General features: G+C 64.8%; 15 protein-coding genes and 2 other RNA genes. 9 read left to right on the forward strand and 8 right to left on the reverse strand.

Translation table 11 applies throughout. From position 1 onward, the window contains the following. The first annotated feature begins 142 nt into the window (after positions 1-142). From rsgA to AC1PLU_RS04485, 4 genes are all read left to right on the forward strand, one after another. Positions 143-1,234: a ribosome small subunit-dependent GTPase A gene (gene rsgA, locus AC1PLU_RS04470; RefSeq protein ID WP_481107826.1), complete on the forward strand. Its 1,092-nt coding sequence runs from the start codon at positions 143-145 to the stop codon at positions 1,232-1,234. A 1-nt stretch (position 1,235) separates the two neighbouring features. Further along, complete coding sequence (locus tag AC1PLU_RS04475) at positions 1,236-2,498, forward strand: flavohemoglobin expression-modulating QEGLA motif protein (protein ID WP_006451985.1); 1,263 nt, start codon at positions 1,236-1,238, stop codon at positions 2,496-2,498. Between the two features lie 125 nt (positions 2,499-2,623). Then, positions 2,624-2,695: non-coding RNA, sX9 sRNA (locus AC1PLU_RS04480), on the forward strand. A 174-nt stretch (positions 2,696-2,869) separates the two neighbouring features. After that, positions 2,870-3,550, forward strand: coding sequence for a type 1 glutamine amidotransferase domain-containing protein (locus AC1PLU_RS04485; protein ID WP_481107827.1), 681 nt, complete (start codon positions 2,870-2,872; stop codon positions 3,548-3,550). A gap of 64 nt (positions 3,551-3,614) precedes the next feature. Here AC1PLU_RS04485 and AC1PLU_RS04490 read toward each other — a convergent pair. The 3 genes from AC1PLU_RS04490 to AC1PLU_RS04500 all read right to left on the reverse strand — a co-directional run bounded on the left by AC1PLU_RS04490 (position 3,615) and on the right by AC1PLU_RS04500 (position 8,410). After that, positions 3,615-3,690: non-coding RNA, sX9 sRNA (locus AC1PLU_RS04490), on the reverse strand. Positions 3,691-4,002: 312 nt separating this feature from the next. Beyond that, entirely contained in the window at positions 4,003-5,922 is a 1,920-nt protein-coding gene (locus tag AC1PLU_RS04495; protein WP_481107828.1) for an alpha-amylase family protein, read from the reverse strand. A gap of 34 nt (positions 5,923-5,956) precedes the next feature. After that, complete coding sequence (locus AC1PLU_RS04500) at positions 5,957-8,410, reverse strand: TonB-dependent receptor (RefSeq protein WP_481107829.1); 2,454 nt, start codon at positions 8,408-8,410, stop codon at positions 5,957-5,959. Positions 8,411-8,677: 267 nt separating this feature from the next. On the opposite strand from AC1PLU_RS04500, the gene AC1PLU_RS04505 reads away from it, so the two are divergent. Further along, positions 8,678-9,997, forward strand: coding sequence for an MFS transporter (locus tag AC1PLU_RS04505; protein WP_481107830.1), 1,320 nt, complete (start codon positions 8,678-8,680; stop codon positions 9,995-9,997). Positions 9,998-10,126: 129 nt separating this feature from the next. On the opposite strand, the gene AC1PLU_RS04510 is transcribed toward AC1PLU_RS04505, so the two are convergent. The 4 genes from AC1PLU_RS04510 to AC1PLU_RS04525 form a co-directional block, all read right to left on the reverse strand. Beyond that, positions 10,127-11,158, reverse strand: coding sequence for a LacI family DNA-binding transcriptional regulator (locus AC1PLU_RS04510; RefSeq protein WP_023905068.1), 1,032 nt, complete (start codon positions 11,156-11,158; stop codon positions 10,127-10,129). A gap of 237 nt (positions 11,159-11,395) precedes the next feature. Then, positions 11,396-12,136, reverse strand: coding sequence for an acetoacetyl-CoA reductase (gene phbB / locus AC1PLU_RS04515; protein WP_023905067.1), 741 nt, complete (start codon positions 12,134-12,136; stop codon positions 11,396-11,398). Positions 12,137-12,291: 155 nt separating this feature from the next. After that, positions 12,292-13,620 carry a CitMHS family transporter gene (locus AC1PLU_RS04520; protein WP_115040946.1) on the reverse strand — a complete coding sequence of 443 codons (1,329 nt, stop codon included), beginning with the start codon at positions 13,618-13,620 and terminating at the stop codon, positions 12,292-12,294. A gap of 114 nt (positions 13,621-13,734) precedes the next feature. After that, positions 13,735-14,928: an OprO/OprP family phosphate-selective porin gene (locus AC1PLU_RS04525; protein ID WP_481107831.1), complete on the reverse strand. Its 1,194-nt coding sequence runs from the start codon at positions 14,926-14,928 to the stop codon at positions 13,735-13,737. 242 nt (positions 14,929-15,170) lie between these two features. Here AC1PLU_RS04525 and AC1PLU_RS04530 point away from each other — a divergent pair, with 242 nt between their 5' ends. The 4 genes from AC1PLU_RS04530 to AC1PLU_RS04545 all read left to right on the forward strand — a co-directional run bounded on the left by AC1PLU_RS04530 (position 15,171) and on the right by AC1PLU_RS04545 (position 19,117). Further along, on the forward strand, positions 15,171-15,872 hold the full coding sequence (locus tag AC1PLU_RS04530) for a response regulator (protein WP_104549768.1): 702 nt from the start codon (positions 15,171-15,173) through the stop codon (positions 15,870-15,872). Then, entirely contained in the window at positions 15,865-17,250 is a 1,386-nt protein-coding gene (locus tag AC1PLU_RS04535) for a sensor histidine kinase N-terminal domain-containing protein (RefSeq protein ID WP_481094908.1), read from the forward strand. The genes AC1PLU_RS04530 and AC1PLU_RS04535 overlap by 8 nt, the downstream gene beginning before the upstream one ends. Further along, positions 17,250-18,299: an ABC transporter substrate-binding protein gene (locus tag AC1PLU_RS04540; RefSeq protein WP_046932869.1), complete on the forward strand. Its 1,050-nt coding sequence runs from the start codon at positions 17,250-17,252 to the stop codon at positions 18,297-18,299. The genes AC1PLU_RS04535 and AC1PLU_RS04540 overlap by 1 nt, the downstream gene beginning before the upstream one ends. Positions 18,300-18,478: 179 nt before the next feature. Beyond that, the gene (locus tag AC1PLU_RS04545) at positions 18,479-19,117 is read left to right on the forward strand and encodes a response regulator (RefSeq protein ID WP_024938967.1); all 639 of its coding nucleotides are present in this window, start codon (positions 18,479-18,481) and stop codon (positions 19,115-19,117) included. Positions 19,118-19,231: 114 nt separating this feature from the next. Here the strand turns inward: AC1PLU_RS04545 and AC1PLU_RS04550 are convergent, their stop codons facing one another. After that, positions 19,232-21,352 (reverse strand): TonB-dependent receptor, encoded by a 2,121-nt coding sequence (locus AC1PLU_RS04550; protein WP_481107832.1) that lies wholly within the window; start codon positions 21,350-21,352, stop codon positions 19,232-19,234. Between the last annotated feature and the right edge of the window lie 161 nt (positions 21,353-21,513).

The raw sequence follows: 21,513 nt of genomic DNA on the forward strand, positions 1-21,513 counted from the left end.
GTTGTAGGCGTGAGGCTTGGCATGGTAGCGGAAATATGACAGGCGGGCATGTTTGCATCGGCAACGATGTCAAGGGGCGCTTCAGTCCAGGCGCAGGGTCCGATTGCACAAGCCACTGCGGCCAGCCAGCTAGAATCGCCCCATGAGCAACGCACTCCCCGATTACCCCACCCTCCAATCCATCGGTTGGCCCTGGCCTGGCCCTGCCGAGGACCCGTCCTGGCAGGCGGTCTTTGCCGCGCATCCGCAGGCGATGCCGGCGCGGGTGGTGGAGCAGCATCGCACCGGCTATGTGGTGGCCGATACGCCGGAGGCCAGTCTCAAGGCGGAGTCGTTGCCGGAGTGGCAGCGGCCGCGGTTTCCCAGCCATGAGCGGGCGGCGGTGGGCGATTGGGTGCTGATGGACGGCAAGCGCATCGTGGCCTTGCTGCCGCGGCGCACCTCGATCAAGCGCGGTGCGGCCGGCGAGCATTACCACCAGCAGGTGATCGCGGCCAATATCGATACGGTGTTCATCGTGTGCGGGCTGGATGCGGACTTCAATCCGCGCCGCATCGAGCGCTATCTGTTGCTGGTCGGCGGCGGGGGTGCCGAGCCGGTGGTGGTGCTGACCAAGGCCGATCAGACCGAATACGCTGAGGATGCGTTGGCGGTGCTGGAGGAACTGGAAGCGCAGAACATCGCGTTGCGCGCGGTCAATGCCAAGGATCCCGAGAGCGTGGCTGCGCTGCGGCCGTGGCTGGGCGATGGCCGCACCGCGGTGCTGGTGGGCTCGTCGGGCGCCGGCAAGTCGACGCTGACCAACACCTTGCTCGGCGCGGAACGAATGAAGACCAACGCGGTGCGCGAGAACGATTCGCGCGGCCGGCACACCACCACGCATCGTGCGTTGATTCCGCTGCCGTCCGGTGCCTGCCTGATCGATACGCCCGGCATGCGCGAGCTCAAGCCCACCGGCGAGGAAGATCTGGCCGAGGGCGGTTTCTCGGATGTGGAGGCGTTGGCAGCGCAATGCCGCTTCAACGATTGCGCGCATATCGCCGAGCCCGGCTGCGCGGTACGTGCGGCGATCGAGGCCGATACGCTGGATCCGGAGCGGGTGGCCAATTACATGAAGCTGCGTGTGGAAGTGGCCGCTGCGGCCGAAAAACTCGCCACGCGCCTGGCGCAGAACAACCGGGGCAAGGGATCGGGCCGGCGGCCTGCCAGCGTCGATCGCACCGGGCGCCGCTGAAATGCCGCTGCGCAAGGCGCCGCCGGACATCGTCCATCACGCGGCGCTGGATGTGCGCCTGGTCAAGGCGGTGCGCGGCGTGCGTCTGTTGGCCCTGGCCAGCTGGCCGCGCTCGCTGCAGGAGCCGTTTCTGCAGAGCGTGGCGCGTGGTCAGCCGGAACTGCCGCAGGTGGAGTATCCGGCGCTGGATTTCGGCGATACCCGACGCGAACTGGCGGCGATTGCGAAGGCCGCCGATCCGCATCATCCGCTGGGCGCGTATCTGATCGACTCGGCGCATAGCTGGGGCCTGGCTGCCGGCCTGCTGGAGTCGCTGGGCACCACCGCAGTCAGCGATTACTCGGCGCAACTGTTCGGCGTGCCCGACGACCCGATGCCGGGCAACGGCCCGACCACACGCGAGGCGGCGCGACATTTCATCCAGATTGCGCAGGAACTGGACCGCGAACTGCTGGCGCCCGAAGAACAGGTGCCGGTGTCGGCGACGGCCTTGCGCATGCAATTACAGAACGATCTGGATGCGTTCTTCGAAGGCCGCGTCATCACGGTCACGCTGGACCCGGATCTGCTCGCCAAGGCGGCCGCCGGTGCGCACCGCATCCGCCTGCGCAGCGGCGCCACCTTCAGCGATTACGACCGCGCGCAGTTGTTCCACCACGAAGCGCTGGTGCATTCGCTGACCGCACTCAATGGCCGCGCGCAGGTGCATCTGCCCAGCCTGGGCATCTCTTCGCCGCGCACTACGGCCACCCAGGAAGGGCTGGCCACGTTCGCCGAGCAGATCACCGGCAGCATCGATATCGAACGCATGAAGCGCATCAGCCTGCGCATCGAGGCGATTGCGATGGCGCGCTCGGGTGCGGACTTCATCGAGGTGTTCCGCTATTTCACCAGCAGCGGGCAGAGCGCAACCGAAAGTTTTTCCTCGGCGCAACGCGTGTTCCGCGGGGTGCCCACCGCAGGCGGCGGCGCCTTCACCAAGGACACGGTGTATCTGCGTGGTTTGGTCGCGGTGCACACGTTCTTCCGGCATTCCCTGCAGCGCGATCAGCTGCAGCTGTGCCGGTACCTGTTCGCCGGCAAGATGGCGCTGGGCGATGTGGCGCGCTTTGCGCCGTTGTTCGACAGCGGCGTGCTGGTTGCACCGCGCTGGTTGCCGCCGTGGGTGAGCCGGGTCAGCGGGCTGGCCGGCATGCTGGCGTTTTCGTTATTCGCCAATCGCATCCGCATGGATCAGCTGCAGCCGCCGGCGATGAATGTCTGAGCGTCGTTACGACAGGGTGCGAACACTTGCCGGGTAGGTGCGAACACGCACCGCGATTTTAGAGCAGCTGAAACAACGACTGCGTTCACCGTCAGGCGGTCGCGGCCAATGCTCGGAATCGGCTTAGCCACTCGTGCACCCCGGTTCCTCCGTGCCGTCCGCACCACCTGTGGACTGCTCTCTACGTTTTGTTAGCCGCTCTTGGTAGTCGCGCGTCCCTTGCGGATGCAGCGGGCCTCGCGATTGCGTGGCCCGCTGCAAGTGGCGCTGAACCGTATGCATCGCGGCGACGCGTTCTACACGATGTTGCAACGGGCTGATCCACACACTGGTCGCCTCGCCCGAGATGGGCAACGACACGAGGCAATGCGATGAAAATCCTGATGGTGCTCACCTCCCACGACCAACTCGGCGATACCGGCAAGAAAACCGGCTTCTGGCTGGAAGAATTTGCAGCGCCCTATTACGTGTTCAAGGACGCTGGCGCCGACATCACCCTGGTCTCGCCCAAGGGCGGCCAGCCGCCGCTGGATCCCAAGAGCGACGAGCCCGACGCACAGACCGATGCCACCAAGCGCTTCAAGCAGGATACGGACTCGCAGCAGGCATTGGCCAGCACGCATCGTCTGGCGGACGTCAAGGCGGAGGACTTCGATGCGGTGTTCTATCCGGGCGGCCACGGACCGTTGTGGGATCTGGCTGAAGACGCGCAGTCGATCGCCTTGATCGAAGCCTTCGCCGCTGCCGACAAACCGCATGCCCTGGTCTGCCACGCGCCGGGCGTACTGCGTCGGGTCAAGGGCAGCGATGGCAAACCGCTGGTCAACGGCCGCCGCGTCACCGGCTTTACCAATGGCGAGGAAGAGGGCGTTGGCCTGACCAAGATCGTGCCGTTCCTGGTCGAAGACGTGCTGACCGAACTCGGCGGACGTTACGAGAAGGGCGCCGACTGGAGCGTGCATGTGGTCACCGATGGCACGCTGGTGACCGGGCAGAATCCTGCCTCCTCCGAAAAGGCCGCCGAGACGTTGCTCGAGCTGTTGAAGCGCTGATTTTGCGGTTGTCGTGTGGTCGTGCATCGACCGACGGAGAAAGCCGCGCCTTTTGAGTTGGAGCGGCTGAGAACACGTAGCGATTAGTCGTCAGGTAGGTGCGGACGGGGCAGAGGAGCGGGCATGTACGAGTTGTACATGCCGATGCCGAGCACCGGCCGCACCCGACTGACGGTGAGAGCAGTAGTTTTGTAGCTGCTCTTTGTCGTGCGTTTCAGAATGCCGCAGCATCCGAAAGCTCAACGCAATCCAGTCCTCGCAACCAAGCGCACCGACCATCTCGACTGGCCCTTGCCCGCCCACCGTCGCGGGACCTTACGCGGCATGGATGCCGCGTAAGAGCCTACACGGACGTACTTGCGGCGTGTCCTGCGACGGTGGGCGGGCAAGGGCCCTGCAGTCAAGCCGCAGATCGTCCGCTCTGAAGTGCGCTTCAGAACTGCCCATACCGTTCAGGCACTACGCTCCAACCAGCGCACCCCATAAGCCGGCAGCACCAGCCGCATGTCATCGCTCAGCGATTCGACCGCTGCGTCGCTGTCATCAGCCAGCAACGTCCATCGGCCATCCCCGATCGCGGCAAGCTCCACCGTAAACGGCTGATCGCCGAAGTTGTGCACGGCCAAGAAGTCATCGCCACGCGTCAACGCAAACAGTCGCGGATCGCCCAGCGCCACGCTGCCCAACGCCTGATCGGCTGCCAAAGCAGAAAGCGCAGCACGTTGCCGGATCAACCCACGCAACCGGCGATAAACCTTGCCGCTCAAACTATCCGCAGTCTCACGTTGAGCAGCAACCTGCCAATCCATCGCCGGACGATGCAACCAGCGGCCTTCGTGCTGACGAAGCGGGTCGCCTCGATAACTGATGTCGTTAGGTAAGGCGAGTTCATCGCCCATATAGATCAACGGTACGCCCGGCATCGCCAGCGCGATCGCGTAAAGCAGTACCAACCGATCCACCGCAGTGTCCAACGCCACCATATCGCCCGCATCCTGCGCCGCCTGAATGCCCGCAAGCGCAGCGGCCATGCCATTGGTGCCGTGCACGCCGTCGCCACTGCTCTGGAAGCTCTCGCCGCGTGCGTAACTGCCCGGCACATCATTGGCATAGAAGCGCGCGACATCGCGTAACGCAAACGGCGGCTGCTCGGTATTGCCGGCCGCTTCATGCTGCAGCACGTTCCAGCCGATATCGTCGTGGCAGCGCACATAGCTCAGCCACGCGCAGTTGTGCGGCAACGGCGGGCTATGCGCGATGACGGTATGCAGAATGTCGCCGCGTTGCAGCGCCAAGGCCGACCAGCCGGCTGCCATCAGCGTGCTGTGATACGCGAGATGGCACTCGTGTCCCTGGTCCTCACCGCTGCCGAAGTAGGGCGGCAGCTGCGTCATCGGCACGATGGCTTCGGCCTTCATCACCACCGAGGGCGCCACGATATCGGTGACCGCGCGTAGCGCCACCAGCAAGGTGTGTGCCTCGGGTTGATTCATGCAGTCGGTGCCGGTGCGCTTCCACAAATACGCCGTGGAATCCAGCCGAAATGCTTCCACGCCCAGATTGGCCAGCTGCAGCATCGCCAGCGCCATCTCGCCGAACACCGCCGGGTTGCTCCAGTTCAAATCCCATTGATAGGGATAGAAGGTGGTCCACATCCAGTGCGCAGTGTCGTCCACCCAGGTGAAGTTGCCGGGTGCGGTATGTGGGAAGACCTGCCCCAGCGTGGCTTCGTACTGATCGGGCAACGCGCGGTCTGCAAAGTGGTGGTAGTAATCGAGATAACGTGCGTCGCCCGCACGCGCCGCCTGTGCCCAGGCGTGATCGTCGGCGGTATGGTTGAGCACGAAATCCGCGCACAGACTGATGCCGGCCTCGCGCAGGCGCGTGGTGAGTGCGATGAGGTCGTCGTTGCTGCCCAGGCTCGGTTCCACCTGGCCGTAATCGCTGACCGCAAAGCCGCCATCGTTATCGCCTGCGCGCGCACGCAGGAACGGCAGCAAGTGCAGATAGCGCACGCCCAGTTCCTGCAGATACGGCACACGCTCGGCCACGCCTTGCAAGGTGCCGGCGAAGCGGTCCACGTAGGCGCTGTAGCCCAGCATGTGTTGTTCGCCAAACCAGCCGGGCTGACGCGTTGTGTCCAGTTGTTGCAGTGGCTGCGGGCGCTGTTGCGCAGTGTTGCCGAGCGCGCTCAACCACTGCGTCAACCACGACGCATAGTCCGGGCGCTGCCCATACAGCGCTTGCAGCGCGTCGAGCAGACGCGGCGCATGCTGATCGAAGCGCGGCAACAGCGCATTCGCACGCTGCGCATCCAACGGCGCAGCAAAGGCTGCGCGCACTACAGTGAAATCGATGGGGGAGGTACTCATTGGCAAGCGCCGGGAAGAACCCGGCGAGGGGTCCTTAGAAGTCGTAGCGCAAGCTGATGCTGGTGGTGCGGCCGGCAATCGAACGCGCGCGGATGATGCCGTTGGCGGGAATCGTGGCTTCCTCGGCTTCGGTCAGGCCAAACGTGTTGAACAGGTTGTTGACGTTGAGCGCGACGGTGAGCGCATCGGTCACGCGGTAATCGCCGAACAGGTTCACCTGCGTATAGCCGGGCATCTTCAGCTGGTTGGAATCCTGGGTGTAGGCATCGGTGGTGCCGATCAGGTTCACGCCGAACTGATAGCCGTCGCCGCGGTAGCTGGGCGTCAGCTGCCAGACAACATCGGCCTGGCGGCGCGGCACATTGCCGGTGTTTTCCGGGGTGATCTGGTCCCTGGAGATTTCCGCATCGGTCCAGGTCAGGCCGCCGTTGACGGTGAATCCTTCGTAGCGGTAGCTGGCTTCCAGCTCCACACCGTGCGCCTTGTAGCTGCGGTTGAAGAAGCGCTGGCTGGTGACTTCGAAGTTCTGTTCCTGGGTGCGTGCGGAGAACGCGGTCGCAAACAGGCTCAGCCCGTCGCGGCGCCACTTCAAACCGGCTTCGGTCTGGCGGACCACGTTGACGCCCTCGTCGGAAGACACCGAGCCGTCGTCGCGGATCACGCCGAACAACAGGCGGTCGGCATTGGCGCGTGCACCGCGGCTGATGCGCGCGAACGCGCCCAGGTCGTCGTTGATCAGATAATTGCTGCCCAACGAATACGACAGGTAATTCCAGTCGTAATCCACCGGCCGCGCGTTGGCGGTATCGACCGTGGCCACGCGTTGTTCCACCGGCTGGATCACGCCATCGCCGTTGACGTCCAGGTTCTGCGCGATTGCGGTGCCAGCATAGTTGCCGCGTGCATCGCCCATGTCGTAACGCAGGCTGCCGTCGATGCTGAGCTTGCCACTGTCGAAGGTGAGCGCCACGTAGGGTGCGTTGACGTCGTAGCGCACGTCGTAGCTGCGCGTGTTGCAGCAATCGCCCCAGAACGGCACGCCGTAGGCGTACAAACCGTTTTGCGAGCGTGACACGCCGCCGGCATCGACCACGTTGAGCAGGCGCGAGTCGCGGCCCAGGGTCTGCACGTAGGAGTTCCAGGTCCAGTCCATGTCGATGGTCTGGCGCGAACTGTAATAGCCCATGCGCAGGGTGAGCGTGCGGTCATCGCCGTCGAACGCGCGCGAGACGCTGAGGTCGTTGGTGACGTTGCCCAGGTCGTTGATCGCCACGTTGAACAGATGCGTGCGGATTGCGTTGCCGGTGTAGGCCTGGCCGGCGTCGGGGCCGCTGGCCTGCACCAGTTGCGCACCAGCGCCGCCGATGGAAGAGGCGAGCGAGGCGGCATCGGTGACTTCGGCCGGGAACGGGCTGACGAAGCGGCCGCTGTTGTCGGCGATGCGGAATTTCTCGCTCAGGTTCCAGCCGTTGCCCAGGTCGAACCAGGCTTCGGCGCCAATGGTGCGCGAGATCGGGTGCATGCCGTCGCCCAAGTCGGTGCGGCGCGGCTGGTTGTTGCCATCCAGGCCCACATCGCTGCGGAAATTGCGGCTGTACAAGGTGTCATTGCCGGGGTCGAAGCCGGCGAAGCCGCCCAGGTCCGGCGAGCCGTCGCGGCCGCGCACGGAGGTGGGCACCGGCAGATAGCCGGCGGCGCGGTCGTTGAGGTATTTGCCGTACACACGCACGTAGCCGTTCTCGAACAGGCGGGTGAGGTTGGCCTTGAGCTGGCCACCCTTTTCGGTGGTGTAACCGGCGTCGCGCACGCCATCGCCCTGGCGAAAGAAGCCGCCGATATTGAACTGCCAATGCTCGGCAAACGGTGCGCCGTAGTTGAAGTCCACGCGCGTGCTGTCGTAATCCACGCCGCGGCTCACGCCGACGCTGCCGCCTGCGGTGTCGCCGGTCTTGCTGATGAAGTTGATGATGCCGCCGGGCGCGTTACTGGTGAACGTCGAGGCCGAACCGCCGCGGATCGCTTCGATGCGGTCCATCGTGAAATCCGAACGCAGGAAGATATCCGAGTTGCCGAAGGCGATATCGCCGAACTCCATCACCGGCAAACCGTCTTCCTGCAATTGCAGGAACTTGGCGCCGCCCGAAGCGACGGGGAGGCCGCGCACGGCGATATTGGCGTTGCCTTCGCCACCGCTGGATTCGGAGCGGATGCCTGGAATGTTGCGGAAAATTTCAGCAGTGCTGCGCGGCGCCGATTGCTCGATCGCCTCGGCCCCCACGGTGCTGACCGACACGCTCGATTTCAACTTGGTGGTGGCAGTGGAGGTGCCGGTGACGAACACCGAATCCAGATTGACCGCGGCGCTGTCGGCAGCCGGCGGGGTGGTGGGTGCGCTGGTGGCGTCCTGCGCCAGCGCGGCAGGCACGCACAGGCAGGAGGCGACCGCGCAGGCCAGGGCATGCAGGCGAAGGGTGTGCAAAGTGGACATCGCGGTTCTCTCTCTCACGGATGGTGGTGTGCCGATATCTGCATCGTCCCCTCCCAGGGAGTGGCCGTGTGGCCTGCAGTGCGAGCGCAGTAATACGCTGCAATACAATCGATTGCAATCCTGCATTGCAGCAATCCAATGCATGCTGGGAAGACACAATCTTCAAAGCGGAAGCGTGTTGCATCGCAGCGTTACAATCGATTGCATAAGCGTCAGCGTATAGTGCGCTGCGGCCACCGATCGCCGCACCCAAGCTCAGGATCTTGTATGTCGTCGAACGCTCCACCGCTTTCCTTCCTGCGCATCCTGGCGCTCAACGCCGGCTTTTTTGGCGTGCAATACAGCTTCGGGTTGCAGCAGAGCAATATGAGCCCGATCTACAACTATCTGGGTGCCGACCACGCGAGCCTGCCGTACCTGTGGCTGGCCGGGCCGATCACCGGGCTGGTGCTGCAGCCGTTCGTGGGCGCGTGGAGCGACCGCTCGGTGACCCGCTGGGGCCGGCGCATGCCGTACATGGTGCTGGGCGCGCTGGTATGCAGCATCTGTCTGCTGGCGATGCCGTTCAGTACCGCGTTGTGGATGGCGGTGTGCCTGCTGTGGATCCTGGACGCGGCCAACAACGTGGCGATGGAACCGTACCGTGCCCTGGTCAGCGATGTGCTGGCGCCGCCGCAGCGGCCGCTTGGCTATCTCACGCAAAGCGCATTCACCGGTCTTGCGCAGACGTTGGCCTATCTCACCCCACCGCTGCTGGTGTGGCTGGGCATGAATCAGGACGCCGCCAATGCACACCATATTCCCTACGTCACCATCGCCGCGTTCGTGATCGGCGCGGGATTTTCTGCCGCCTCGATCTTGCTCACCGCGCGCAGCGTGCGCGAGCCGGCGATTGCGCCGGCCGAGATTGCCCGCATGCGCCAGACCGGTGCAGGGCTGGGCGCGACAGTGCGCGAAATCTACGGTGCCTTGCGTGCGATGCCGCCCACCATGCGCCAGCTCGCACCGGTGATGCTGTTCCAGTGGTACGGGATTTTTTGCTACTGGCAATACATCGTGCTGTCGTTGTCCACCACGTTGTTCGGCACCACCGAAGCCAACTCGCACGGCTTCCGTGAGGCGGGGTTGGTCAACGGGCAGATCGGCGGGTTCTACAATTTCATCGCCTTTCTGGCGGCGTTTGCGATGGTGCCGGTGGTGCGCCGCTTCGGCCCGAAATACACGCATGCGGCCTGTCTGGTCGCGGCCGGTATCGGCATGTGGGTGTTGCCGGGCATCCAGGACCGTTGGCTGATGCTGCTGCCGATGATCGGCATTGGCCTGGCCTGGGCCAGCATGATGGGCAACCCGTATCTGATGCTGGCCGACAGCATTCCGCCCGAGCGCACCGGCGTGTACATGGGCCTGTTCAATCTGTTCATCGTGCTGCCGATGCTGATCCAGATCGTCACCTTGCCGCTGTATTACGAGCGGCTGTTGCACGGTGACCCGCGCAACGTGATCCGTCTTGCCGGCGCGCTGATGTTGGCTGCAGCGGTGGCGATGTTGTGCGTGCGGCTGCGCAAGCCGCGTGCTGCAGTGGTGTAGCCACTACGCTTGAGCTGCTGCGTGCTGGGCGCGGTCTAATGCCATCAATGGCGACAGCGCCTAGGTGCGCGCAGCTCGCCCGGACGCACGCTCTTGCGAATCCCCAATCCCCAATCCCCAATCCCCGCTTCAAGCCGACTCGCGCACCACCAGCTTCACCGCCATTTCCACCGACTCCACTGATTCGCCGGCGATCAGTGCCAACAGCCGATCCACCAGCAGGCGTGCCGCAAGCCCCAAGTCCTGCCGCACCGTGGTCAGTGGCGGCTGGCTATAGGCGGCCAGCGGGATGTCGTCGAAGCCCACCAGCGAAATATCCTGCGGCACACGATGGCCGGCTTCGACCAGGGCGCGAATCGCACCGACTGCGATCACATCGGAGGCCGCGAACAGCCCGTCCGGTGGGTCGGTCTTCTTGAGCATCGCGCGGGTCAGGCGGTAGGCGTCTTCGCTGAGGAAGTGGCTGCGCGCATGCAGGCGCGTGTCGAATTCGAGCCCATGCTGCTCAAGTGCATGCCGATACCCGGCAAAGCGCGGTGCGACCTCGGGCAGTTGATCGTCGCCCAGAAAGGCGATGCGGCGACGGCCGCTGGCGATCAGATGCTCGGTGGCAAGCGCGCCGCCCTGAAAGTTGTCGCTGCCCACGCTGATGTACGACTGCCCTTCGATCTTGCTGCCCCACACCGCCATCGGCAGGCCGTCGCGCGCGGCGGCATCCAGCGCATCGTGTTCGGAGCTTTGCCCGAGCACGATCACGCCATCGGAGCGGCTGCCGCGTGCGAGTTGTTCCACCCATCCATCCTGATGCCGATCCAGCTTGGACAGCAGCATGCTGTAGCCGCGTCCGGTGAGTTCTTCGGCCAGCAACGCCAGCATGGTCATCATGAAGGGATCGGATAACGGCTGATCGAGTGCATGCATCATCGGCACTGCCACGCTCACGGTGTTTGAGCGTTTGGCGCGCAGGCTGCGTGCGATCGGATCGACCTGATAGCCGGCATCGGCGGCAATCTGCTTGATGTAGGCGCGTGTGCGCTCGGCCACCACCGGGCTGCCGGCGAGTGCGCGCGACACGGTGGATTCGGACACGCCCGCCATGCGGGCGATATCGGCCATCTGCGGGCGGGCGCCCGGCGTTGCGCGTTCTGAAGGTTTGACCATGACAACGTGCTGCGGAAAACCAGAGTGTAATCAGTTCGCGCAGCAGGCGGGTTACTCATCGCAGTGGCGGTTGCTTGCGGGGGAGGACCCGCTGCAAGTACGCACATCGGTGCAAGCGCACACCCTGCAGCTTGTGCTTGCTACTCGCCAGGCATGACGCTTCACAGTGGCCGACAAAACGTAGCGTGCAGCGGCCGCGCCCGCCTGGCGGTGAGCGCGGTAGTTTTGATGGCTGCTCTAGCCCATGTAGAGACCGCCGTTGACGGCATAGTCCGCACCGGTCACGTAGGCGGCTTCATCGGAAGCCAGCCACGCGCACAAACCTGCAACTTCTGCAGGTTTGCCGAGCCTGCGCACCGGCACCGAGGTGGCCAGGCGGTCGAGCACGTCGGGCGGAAAGCTGCTGATCGAGGCACTGGCGATATAGCCTGGTGAAATGGTGTTGACGGTGACGCCGCGCGATGCAACCTCTTGCGCCAACGCACGACTGAAGCCGTGCATCGCCGCCTTGGCGGTGGCGAAATTGATCTGCCCGATCTGGCCCTTGTGCGCGCTGACCGAGCCGATGTTGACGATGCGTCCCCAGCCGCGCGACGTCATGCCATCGACCACCTGCTTGGTGATGTTGAACAACGAATGCAGATTGCTGGCGATCACCGCGTTCCAGTCGTCGCGCGTCATCTGCCGGAACAAGGTGTCGCGGCTACCGCCGGCGTTGTTGACCAGCACATCGATCTCGCCGACCTCGGCCTTGACCTTGGCGAACGCAGCCACGGTGGAATCCCAATCGGCGGCATTGCCTTCGGAGGCAACGAACTCGAAGCCTTGTTCGCGTTGCTCACGCAACCAGGAAGTCTTGCGCGGTGAATTGGGTCCGCAACCGGCGACCACGGTGTGCCCGCTGCGCGCCAGCTTCTGGCAGATCGCGGTGCCCACACTGCCCATGCCGCTGGTGACGTATGCGATGCGAAGTGTCATTAGGTGTAACTCCTTCGGAGTTGGGATTGGGGAATCGGGAGTGGGGAATCGGTAGAGCAGGAGCCGCGCTTGCGGTGTCTGTTGTCCATGTGGAAGTCAGGAATCGACACGACAGCACAGCGCCGCCCTTACGATTCCCCATTCCCGGCGGGCGATCAGCGCGCCAACGGAAACAAGCCAAACAACAATCCGCCCGCCAACATCAGCATCGAAATCAGCACCGCCCACTTCAGCGTGAAGCGTTGATGGTCGGCAAAGTCGACCTTGGCCAGGCCCACCAGCAGATAGGTCGAGGGCACCAACGGGCTGAGCAGATGCACCGGTTGACCGGCGAGTGAGGCGCGGGCCATTTCCACCGGGGTGATGCCGTAGTGGCCGGCCGCTTCGGACAGGATCGGCAGCACGCCGAAGTAGAACGCGTCGTTGGACATGAAGAACGTAAACGGCATGCTGACGATTGCCGTGATCACCGCCAGATACGGACCCCAGCTATCCGGAATCACCGCCAGGAAGCTGCGCGACATCGCTTCGACCATGCCGGTGTTGGACAGGATGCCGGTGAAGATGCCGGCGGCAAAAATCAGCGACACCACCGACAGCACATTGCCGGCGTGATTGACCAGCCGGCGGCGCTGCTCGGCCAGGTTGGGGTAGTTGATCATCAGCGCCAGCGCAAAGCCGATCATGAACAGCACCGGCATCGGCAGCACGCCGACCACCAGTGCGGCCATCAGCGCCAGGGTCAGGATCAGGTTCACCCACAGCAGCTTGGGCCGCTTCATGTCCTCGGTGTCTTCCACGCGCGGCAATGCGTCGTTTTCCTCGGGCAGGCTGGTGTCCAGCCAGTTGCCGTCGGCCGGCAAACGCACCACGCCCAGGCGGCGACGTTCGCGCATGCCCAACAGCCAGGCCAGCGCGATGATGCCGGCGATCGCCATCGCCATCGCCGGGACCAGCGGCACGAACACATCGGCCGGATCCACATGCAAGGCGGTAGCGGCGCGTGCAGTGGGGCCGCCCCACGGGGTCAGATTCATCACACCGCTGGCCAGGATGGTCACGCAGGTGAGGTTGAGTGCGTTCATGCCCAGGCGCTGGTACAGCGGCAGCATCGCCGACACGGTGATCATGTAGGTGGTGGAGCCATCGCCATCGAGCGAGATCAGCATCGCCAGGATCGCCGTGCCCATCACGATCTTCAACGGATCGCCCTTGACCAGGCGCAGGATGCGGCCGACCAGCGGATCGAACAGGCCGGCATCGATCATCACCCCGAAGTAGAGGATGGCGAACATCAGCATCACGCCGGTGGGCGCGATCTTCTTGATGCCGTCGAGCATCATCTCGTTGATGCCGGTGCCGAAGCCGCCCAGCAACGCGAACACGATCGGCACCGTGATCAGAGCCACCAGCGGCGACAGCCGCTTGCTCATGATCAGGTACATGAAGGTGATCACCATTCCGAAACCGAGCGCGGTCAGCATGCGGGAAAATCCTTTGAGACGTGCAACAGGGAGAGGGTGGAGCGTGCGCATGCAGCGCGGAAGCGATGACGCGTTTGCAGTTGCTGGAAATCTGGCTCGGTCATGAACGACACATCAGAAGTCGTACTGAAAACGGCCGGTCACCGCCAGCGTGTGATCGACCACCGCATCGACCATGCGGTCGCGGTTGCGGCTGTCGATCACGTTGAGCATCACGCGCAGGTTCGGCTTGAAATACCAGTTGCCGCCCAGCGTCCACGACTGCGTGCTGGCATCGATGAAATTGGGTTGGCCATCCATGTGCTGGTCGCCGCGCATGTAGTCGTAGCGCAAGGCCAGCTCGAACGCGCCGGACGGGCGATTGGGCGTCTTGATCCGGCTGAAGCGCCCGGTCTTGCGGTCGTAGCCGCGCGACTCGCCGGTGACGAACCAACTGACCAAGCCGTAGCTAGCCAACACCTTGGCATGCTGCCCGCCGTCGTCGAGCAGGCCGCCACTGAACTCGCTCTGCCACGACCACGGGCCCAGCACTTCGGCGTATTCCAGCGACCACTTGTCGAAGTCGGTGTCGCGGCCATCTGCAAAGCGCGCCAGCGTGATGCGGCTATTGTTGGCCAGATCGTTTTCCGGCCGCGGACGGATCAGCAACGGCGCCGCACCGCCGCTGCCCGGATGCGAATAGCGCTCGTGCGCCAGCGACACACCCAGGTGGCGCAGCCGCGCATCGCCCATCTCCGGTGCGAAGGTCAGGCGCGTGCCGAGCGCACCGCCCTTGGTGGACGAATTGTCGATGCTTTCCAGACTGTAGGCCGCTGTGGACCAGGTCGCATCGGGGCGATTGGCCTGCCACGAAATCGCCTTGCGATAGATCGGCGCCAGCGTGGTGGAGGCATAGCCGCGTTCCAGAAACGGGCCGTAGTTGGAACCGGTGCGATCGTCCAGCGAGAAGTACTGTTTGAACTGACCCACGGTCAGCGTGCCGGCGGAAAATTTCTTGGCGATATACACATCGCGCGCCAGGATGCCGCGGCTACCGGATTCGTATTGCAGGCCGGCAAATTCCGCTTCGGCCTTGTAGTTGAAGCCGTAAAACTTGCCCGCCACATCCAGCCATACGCGGCGGAACTGGGTGTCGTTGCGCTCGGGCGTGCCGCGTTCGTCGTTGTCGAACATGGTGAAGTCCCAGTGCACGCGCCCACCCACCTCGGCAGTAACCGGACCGTCGCCATCGGCCGCGCGGGCAGCCGGTGCCAGGCAGATCGCGGCGCAGGCGGTGAAGACGCGCAGACGCAAGGTGTCGTTGCTCACAGACCCTCCCAGGTACATGTGTGAATCACGTTCAGCGATGCACCGCACAACCACTCTGCGGCGCGTTGGCAGCAGCCTAGTCCGGCGAAGCTGTCATGGACCTGTCGTTGGGGCGGGAATGGGGAGTCGGGAATGGGGAATCGCAAGAGCGTTAAGAGCTTTTGTCTGCGCGGCCTGTTACCTTCCGGCCGCGGCCAACCGCCGTTCCGATTCCCCATTCTCCATTCTCGATTCCACGCCCAATGCGCCTGCTGCTAGTCGAAGACAACGCCGACCTCGCCGATGCCATCGTGCGGCGCATGCGCCGTAGCGGGCATGCGGTGGACTGGCAGGCCGATGGCCTGGCGGCGGCGAGTGTGTTGCGCTATCAGAGCTTCGATCTGGTGGTGCTGGATATCGGCTTGCCCAAGCTGGATGGCTTGCGGGTGCTGGCCGGTATGCGCGAGCGCGGCGATACCACACCGGTGCTGATGCTCACCGCGCGCGATGGCATCGAAGACCGCGTGCAGGCGCTGGATGTCGGTGCCGACGATTACCTGGGCAAGCCGTTCGACTTCCGCGAGTTCGAAGCGCGGTGCCGCGTGCTGCTGCGGCGCAATCGCGGCCAGGCCAGCGAGGTGGTGCAGATCGGCGGCTTCGTATTCGATAACGCCGCGCACACGCTACTGCTGGACGGCGTGCCGATCGAATTACCGAATCGCGAATACCGGCTGTTCGAAATCCTGATCGGGCGGCTGGGGCAGGTGGTGGGCAAGGACGAGATCGGCAACGGTTTGTTCGGTTTCGACGACGATGCCGGGCCCAACGCGATCGAGCTGTATGTCGGCCGCCTGCGTCGCAAGTTGGCGGGGGCGCCGCTGCGCATCGTCACCGTGCGTGGCGCCGGTTACAAACTCGAAGAAGCCGACCCGCACGCGCCGGTGGAGCCGGGCGTCGATGGCTGAGCCGCTGACGGTGGCGCCGTCGATCCGGCGCACCTTGCTGCTGTATCTGGGCAGCCTGTCGCTGCTTGGCGCGGTGGTGCTGTTTTTTGCCGCACGCGATTACGGCGAGCGTGCGGCCAATCGCTCCTACGACCATCTGCTGGTGTCCTCGGCACTGTCGATCATCGACAGCGTGGCCTTGGTCGGCGGCGACTGGCAGGTGGATCTGCCATATGCCTCGCTGGATCTGCTCGGCATGGCGCCGGAAGACCGCGTGTTCTATCGCGTGTTCGATGCGCAAGGTCGCACCATCACCGGCGAAGAGAATTTGCCGCTGCCGCCACGCCCGCCCAGCGACGAGCGCCCGCTGTTGTTCGACGCCGACTACAGCGGCGAGCCGGTGCGCTTTGCGGTGGTGATGCATCGGGTGGCATCGGCGTCCGGGCAGGGCGAAGTGCGCGTGCAAGTGGGCCAGACCCGGCGCGCGCGCGATGCGCTGGCGCGCGATGTGGTGCTCAATGCCTTGGTGGCGATCGGCGTGCTGTCGCTGCTAGCGTTGGGCCTGGTGTGGCTGGGCGTGTATCGCGCGTTGCGCCCGCTGCAGCGCATCGAGCGCGATCTGTCGCGGCGCGAGCCCTCCGATCTGAAACCGCTGAGCGTGCCGGCACCGCAGGAAATGCAGTTGATGGTGACAGCACTCAATCGCTTCATGGCGCGGCTGTCGTCCAGCAACGAAACCTTGCGCGCGTTCATGGCCGAAGCCGCGCACCAGATGCGCACGCCGCTGGCTGCATTACGCGCGCAGGCGCAGCTGGCGATGGACGACGACGACCCGCGCGAGATGCAGCGCAGCCTGGTGGCGATCGAGCGCAATGCCAGCCATATGAGCCGGCTGCTCAATCAATTGCTCAGCGATGCCAGCGTGATCCATCGCGCCAATCTGCAGCGCTTTGCCACCGTGGATCTGGCCGAGGTCTTGCACCAGGCCTTGCACGAAGCGCTACCGCGTAGCGACAGTGCGCCGCGCGTGCACCTGGCGATCGACCCGCAACCGGCGCTGTTGCATGGCGATGCCTTGCTGTTGCGCGAGGCGCTCAAGAACCTGATCGACAACGCCTGCAAGTACGGTGGCGGCGCGCCATTGCAGGTGGCGCTTACCAGCGATGGCAGCCACCACGTCATCACCATCGCCGATCACGGCCCCGGCATTCCAGCAGCCGAAGCCGAGCGCGTGTTCGAGCGTTTCGCGCGCGGGCCGGATGCGCCGGCCGGCGGTGCGGGGCTGGGGCTGGCGATCGTCAAACGCGTGGTCGAGGCGCATGGCGGGCGCATCGATCTGGCCAACCGCGTCGGCGGCGGGCTGATCGCCTCGTTGCATTTTCCTGGAGGGACACGCTGATGCGCGTGCTGTTGCTGATGGTGGTGTTGCTGGCACATGGCATCGCCTGCGCCGCGCCCGGCGATGTACGGCGGTTTCCCGCGCAGGGGCCGATGCAGGCGCAATTGCGCGTGCAGGGCTCCACCGATCTGGAAGTGTTCGGCGCGGTCATCCAGGACTACCAGCGCCTGCATCCGGGCACCGAGGTGATCTACGAAGACGTGATCGCCTGGGACATCTATGCGCGCTATCTGCATCCGGGCAAGGCCACACCCGCCGCCGACATGCTGATCAGCGCCAGCATGGATCTGCAGACCAAGCTGGTGAACGATGGTCACGCGCTCGCGCACCGCTCCGCACAGACCGAAGCGCTGCCGGCGTGGGCGCAGTGGCGGCACGAGGTGTTCGGCATCAGCTACGAGCCGGTGGCCATCGTCTACAACACGCGCAAACTGGCCGCCGCACGCGTACCGCGCACGCGCAGACAGCTGCTGGCCCTGTTGCGCGCGCCCGATGCGCCGCTGCGCGGCCGGGTGGGTACCTACGATGTCGAGCGCAGCGGCGTGGGCTATCTGTTCGCCACCCAGGACGGGCAGGTCGGCAGTATCGCCGGCGCGCTGCTGGCCGCGTTGGGCGCGAACCAGGTCAGGCTGGAAGAACGCACCGGCACCTTGCTCGACCGCGTCAGCCGCGGCGAGCTCCTGCTGGCCTACAACGTACTGGGCTCGTACGCGCAGACGCGCATCGATGCCGGCGCGCCGCTGGGCATCGTGCAGCCGCAGGACTACACGCTGGTGGCGCTGCGCACCGCAGTGATCCCCAAGACCGCGCCGCATGCGCCCGAGGCACGCAGATTCCTCGACTATCTGCTCTCGCCACGCGGCCAGCAGGTGCTCTCGCGCGAGGCGCGATTGATGCCGATCCTGCCGGCCGCCGGTGGCCGTGGCGGCTCGGCGCAACCGCCGTTCCGCCCGATCCCGCTGGGGCCCGGCCTGCTGGTGTATCTGGACAAACTCAAGCGCCGGCAGTTTCTGGACGCCTGGCGCGCCAGCACGCAGCCGCCGCGCTAGCGCGAGCAATAACGAGCGGCGATACGCGCTGCGTGACCGCCAGGGGTGCATGTGCGGGAGCTGGAATCGGCGGTCGCCACGCATGCGCCCCCGGCGGCGCGCCGCCCTGACACGCGCGCCGCCGGGGTGGTGGACGCTCGGGGACGGAAACAGACACGTCCATGTGCCAGACTTGGCGCATGGCCGATCTCACCATCCTCGTCGCCGACGACCACCCGCTGTTCCGTGCCGCCGTGATCCACGTGCTGCAGCAGACCTTGCCGCAGGCCGATGTGGTGGAAGCCTCCAGCGCCGCCACGCTGAGCGCGATGCTGCGCTCGCACCCGCAAGCCGAGCTGGTGCTACTGGACCTGGCTATGCCGGGCGCACGCGGCTTCTCGGCGCTGTTGCACGTGCGTGGCGAGCACCCGGACATCCCGGTGGTGGTGATCTCCTCCAACGATCACCCGCGCGTGATCCGGCGCGCGCAGCAATTCGGCGCGGCCGGTTTCATTCCCAAATCCACCCCGGCCGAATCGATCGGCACCGCGGTGGCCAGCGTGCTGGAGGGCGGCACCTGGTTCCCGCCGATGACCGCCGAGCGCTCGGAGGCCGACGCGCAACTGGCCTCCAAACTCGCCCAGCTCACCCCGCAACAGTTCCGCGTCTTGCTGAGCCTGGCCGACGGCCTGCTCAACAAGCAGATCGCACACGAACTTGGACTGGCGGAAAACACCGTCAAGGTGCACGTCACCGCGATCCTGAAAAAGCTGGATTGCTACAGCCGCACGCAGGCGGCGGTACTGGTCAAGGCATTGGAGCCGGAAGGCGAGGGCTGAGCGGATCGCTTCAGTCGCGCCTCTGGAGCGGCCACGCATTCACCGCGTTCGCGGCAGCACGCTTGCGCAGACCTACCGCGCGCAAGCGTGCACCCAGATGATCGACCTGCGCGATTAAAAATTCAGCGAATACCCCAGCGTAAACGTACGGCCACGGCCGGCGAAGTAGCGCAGCGGTTCGACCAGGGCCGATTGCGAGTAGTAGGTGATGTACTGCTTGTCGAACAGATTGGACACACCCATGCGCACTGCACCGCGCGGCAACGCGTAGTTGAACGTCGCATCCACCAGCGTGTAGCCGCTGAAGCGCTTGTCGGCCTCGTCGAAGGATTGGCTGAAGGCATGCTGGGCCTGCACGAACGAGGACAATTTCGGCGTCCATTGCGCCGACCACGAGGCGATCACGCGATTGGGCGCCACGTTGAGGCCATCCAGGCGTGCATCCAGCTGCCCATCGTTGTCGCTGTCGTAGCGGCCACGCGTGTACGCGTACGACAGGCGCAGGCGATGCGCCGCATCCAGGCGATACCCCAGGCTGGCGTCCACACCCTGCACGCGGGTTTTCTCGCGGCTCATCATGAAGGCGCCATTGATCGGCACCACGCGCGTGCCCAGATCCGAGTTGGACTGGAAGTAGCTCAGGTCCGCATCGAAGGCGCCGCGCGTGAGGCGGGTGCCGGCTTCCACGCTCTTGGTCAGGATCGGCTCCAGCGTGCTCAGGTTGGCCACGCGTGTGCCCGGCGTATTGATCGCGCGCAGCACGCGGCCCACGTCCGGCATGCCGAAACCTTCGGAATAGCTGGTGAAAAAGCTCACGCCTTCGAGCGGCGTATAAACCAGGCCGGTGTTGTAGAGGGTCTGGTTGAAGTCGAGCGTGCCGCCTTCGACATCGACGCGGTTGTAGCGCCACAGGGTCTGGTAGCTGTCGATCTTCAACTCGGCTTCTTCGCGGCGCACGCCGGCGTGCAAGGTGAGCGTGGGCAGCAGTTTGTATTCGCCCTGCACGAACAGCGACAGATTGCGGTAATCCGACTCGGGCACATAGGTGCGCCCGCTGCCGTAGAGATCCTGCTTGCCGGTGTCGGCCAGCAGGTCGACGCCGCCGGTGAGCTTGAGCCGGCCATCGAGCAGATCGTCCTTGGTCAGGCTGATCTTGCTGCCCCATTTGGAGGCCACCGAACGCGATTGGTCGTACAGCGTGCCGACCGGTGCGATGCGCGGGTCCTGAAACGTGGACGAGTTGTCGGCGCCGAACAACCCTTCGAATTCCTGGTTGAACACCATCGCGCTCAACTGCATGCCGGCCAGATCGTCATGCGTATACGACAGGCTGGAGGTCAGCACATCGTTCCAGGGCGCGGTGCCTTGCGGGGTGCCGCGCACCGAGGTGGTGGGCAGGCCTTGCGCACGGTTGCCGGCGATGCCGATGTAGTCGTTGTCGTTCTTGATGCGGTAGCGGTTGACGCTGACGCTCAGGCGCTGCGCATCGGTGAGCGCGTAGCCGAGCTTGGCCAGTACGTCGTAGCTCTTGGACGTCATCAGGTCGCCCTGGGTGTTGTCGGCACCGATCGGCCGGCCTTGTCCGTCCACATACAGGCCTTGATCGCTGTAGCTGGCCGAGAACAGGTAATCGAGCTTGTCCGTGCGGCCGTCCACGCGGTAGCGGGTCTCAACGCTTGCGGTTTCTGCACGCGTTTCCGAGGTGGGCGCGGTGGCCTGCACATCGACGTGCTGGTTGAGCTCACCGTCATGCGGACGCCGGGTGATGATGTTGATGGTGCCGCCGGTGGCGCCCAGGCCGTTGATCGCGTTGGCGCCCTGGATCACCTCGATCCGCTCGACCATCGCATAGTCGATGGTGTGCGCTTCGCGCCCGGTGGGGCGGATCGGATTGGACTGCGGCACGCCGTCGATCAGGATCAACGGCGTGCGCCCGCGCAGCGTTTCGCCGCTGCCGTTCATCTTGCCGCGGCTGGGCGTGTACGAGGGAATCAGGTTGGCGAGCACGTCGGAAGAGTTGCTGGAGATCGTCAGCTGTTGCTGGATCTGCGCCTTGTCGATGATCAGCACCGTCTGCGGCGACTCGGCCACGGTCATGTTGGAGCGCGAGGCGGCAACCACCACCGTATCCAGCGTATCGGTGACATCCGATTGCGCGGACGCGGTGGCAGAGGCGAGCAGGCAGAGCGAGGCAAGCAGCGGCATACCGGCCGATGCGGAGACGGGAGATTTCATCAGGCAAGGAACTCCAAAACGCGGCGGCACGCGTGCAAGACACGCAAGCCGGGGCGAAAGTGACGATCAAATGGGAATCATTATCGATATTCTAGCAGGCGCGGGCGCCACGGCGTCCGGCATACCGCTCTGCTGCGAGCATGCGACTGCACGCCCTGGCA

The organism is Xanthomonas sp. NCPPB 2933, from assembly GCF_056725225.1.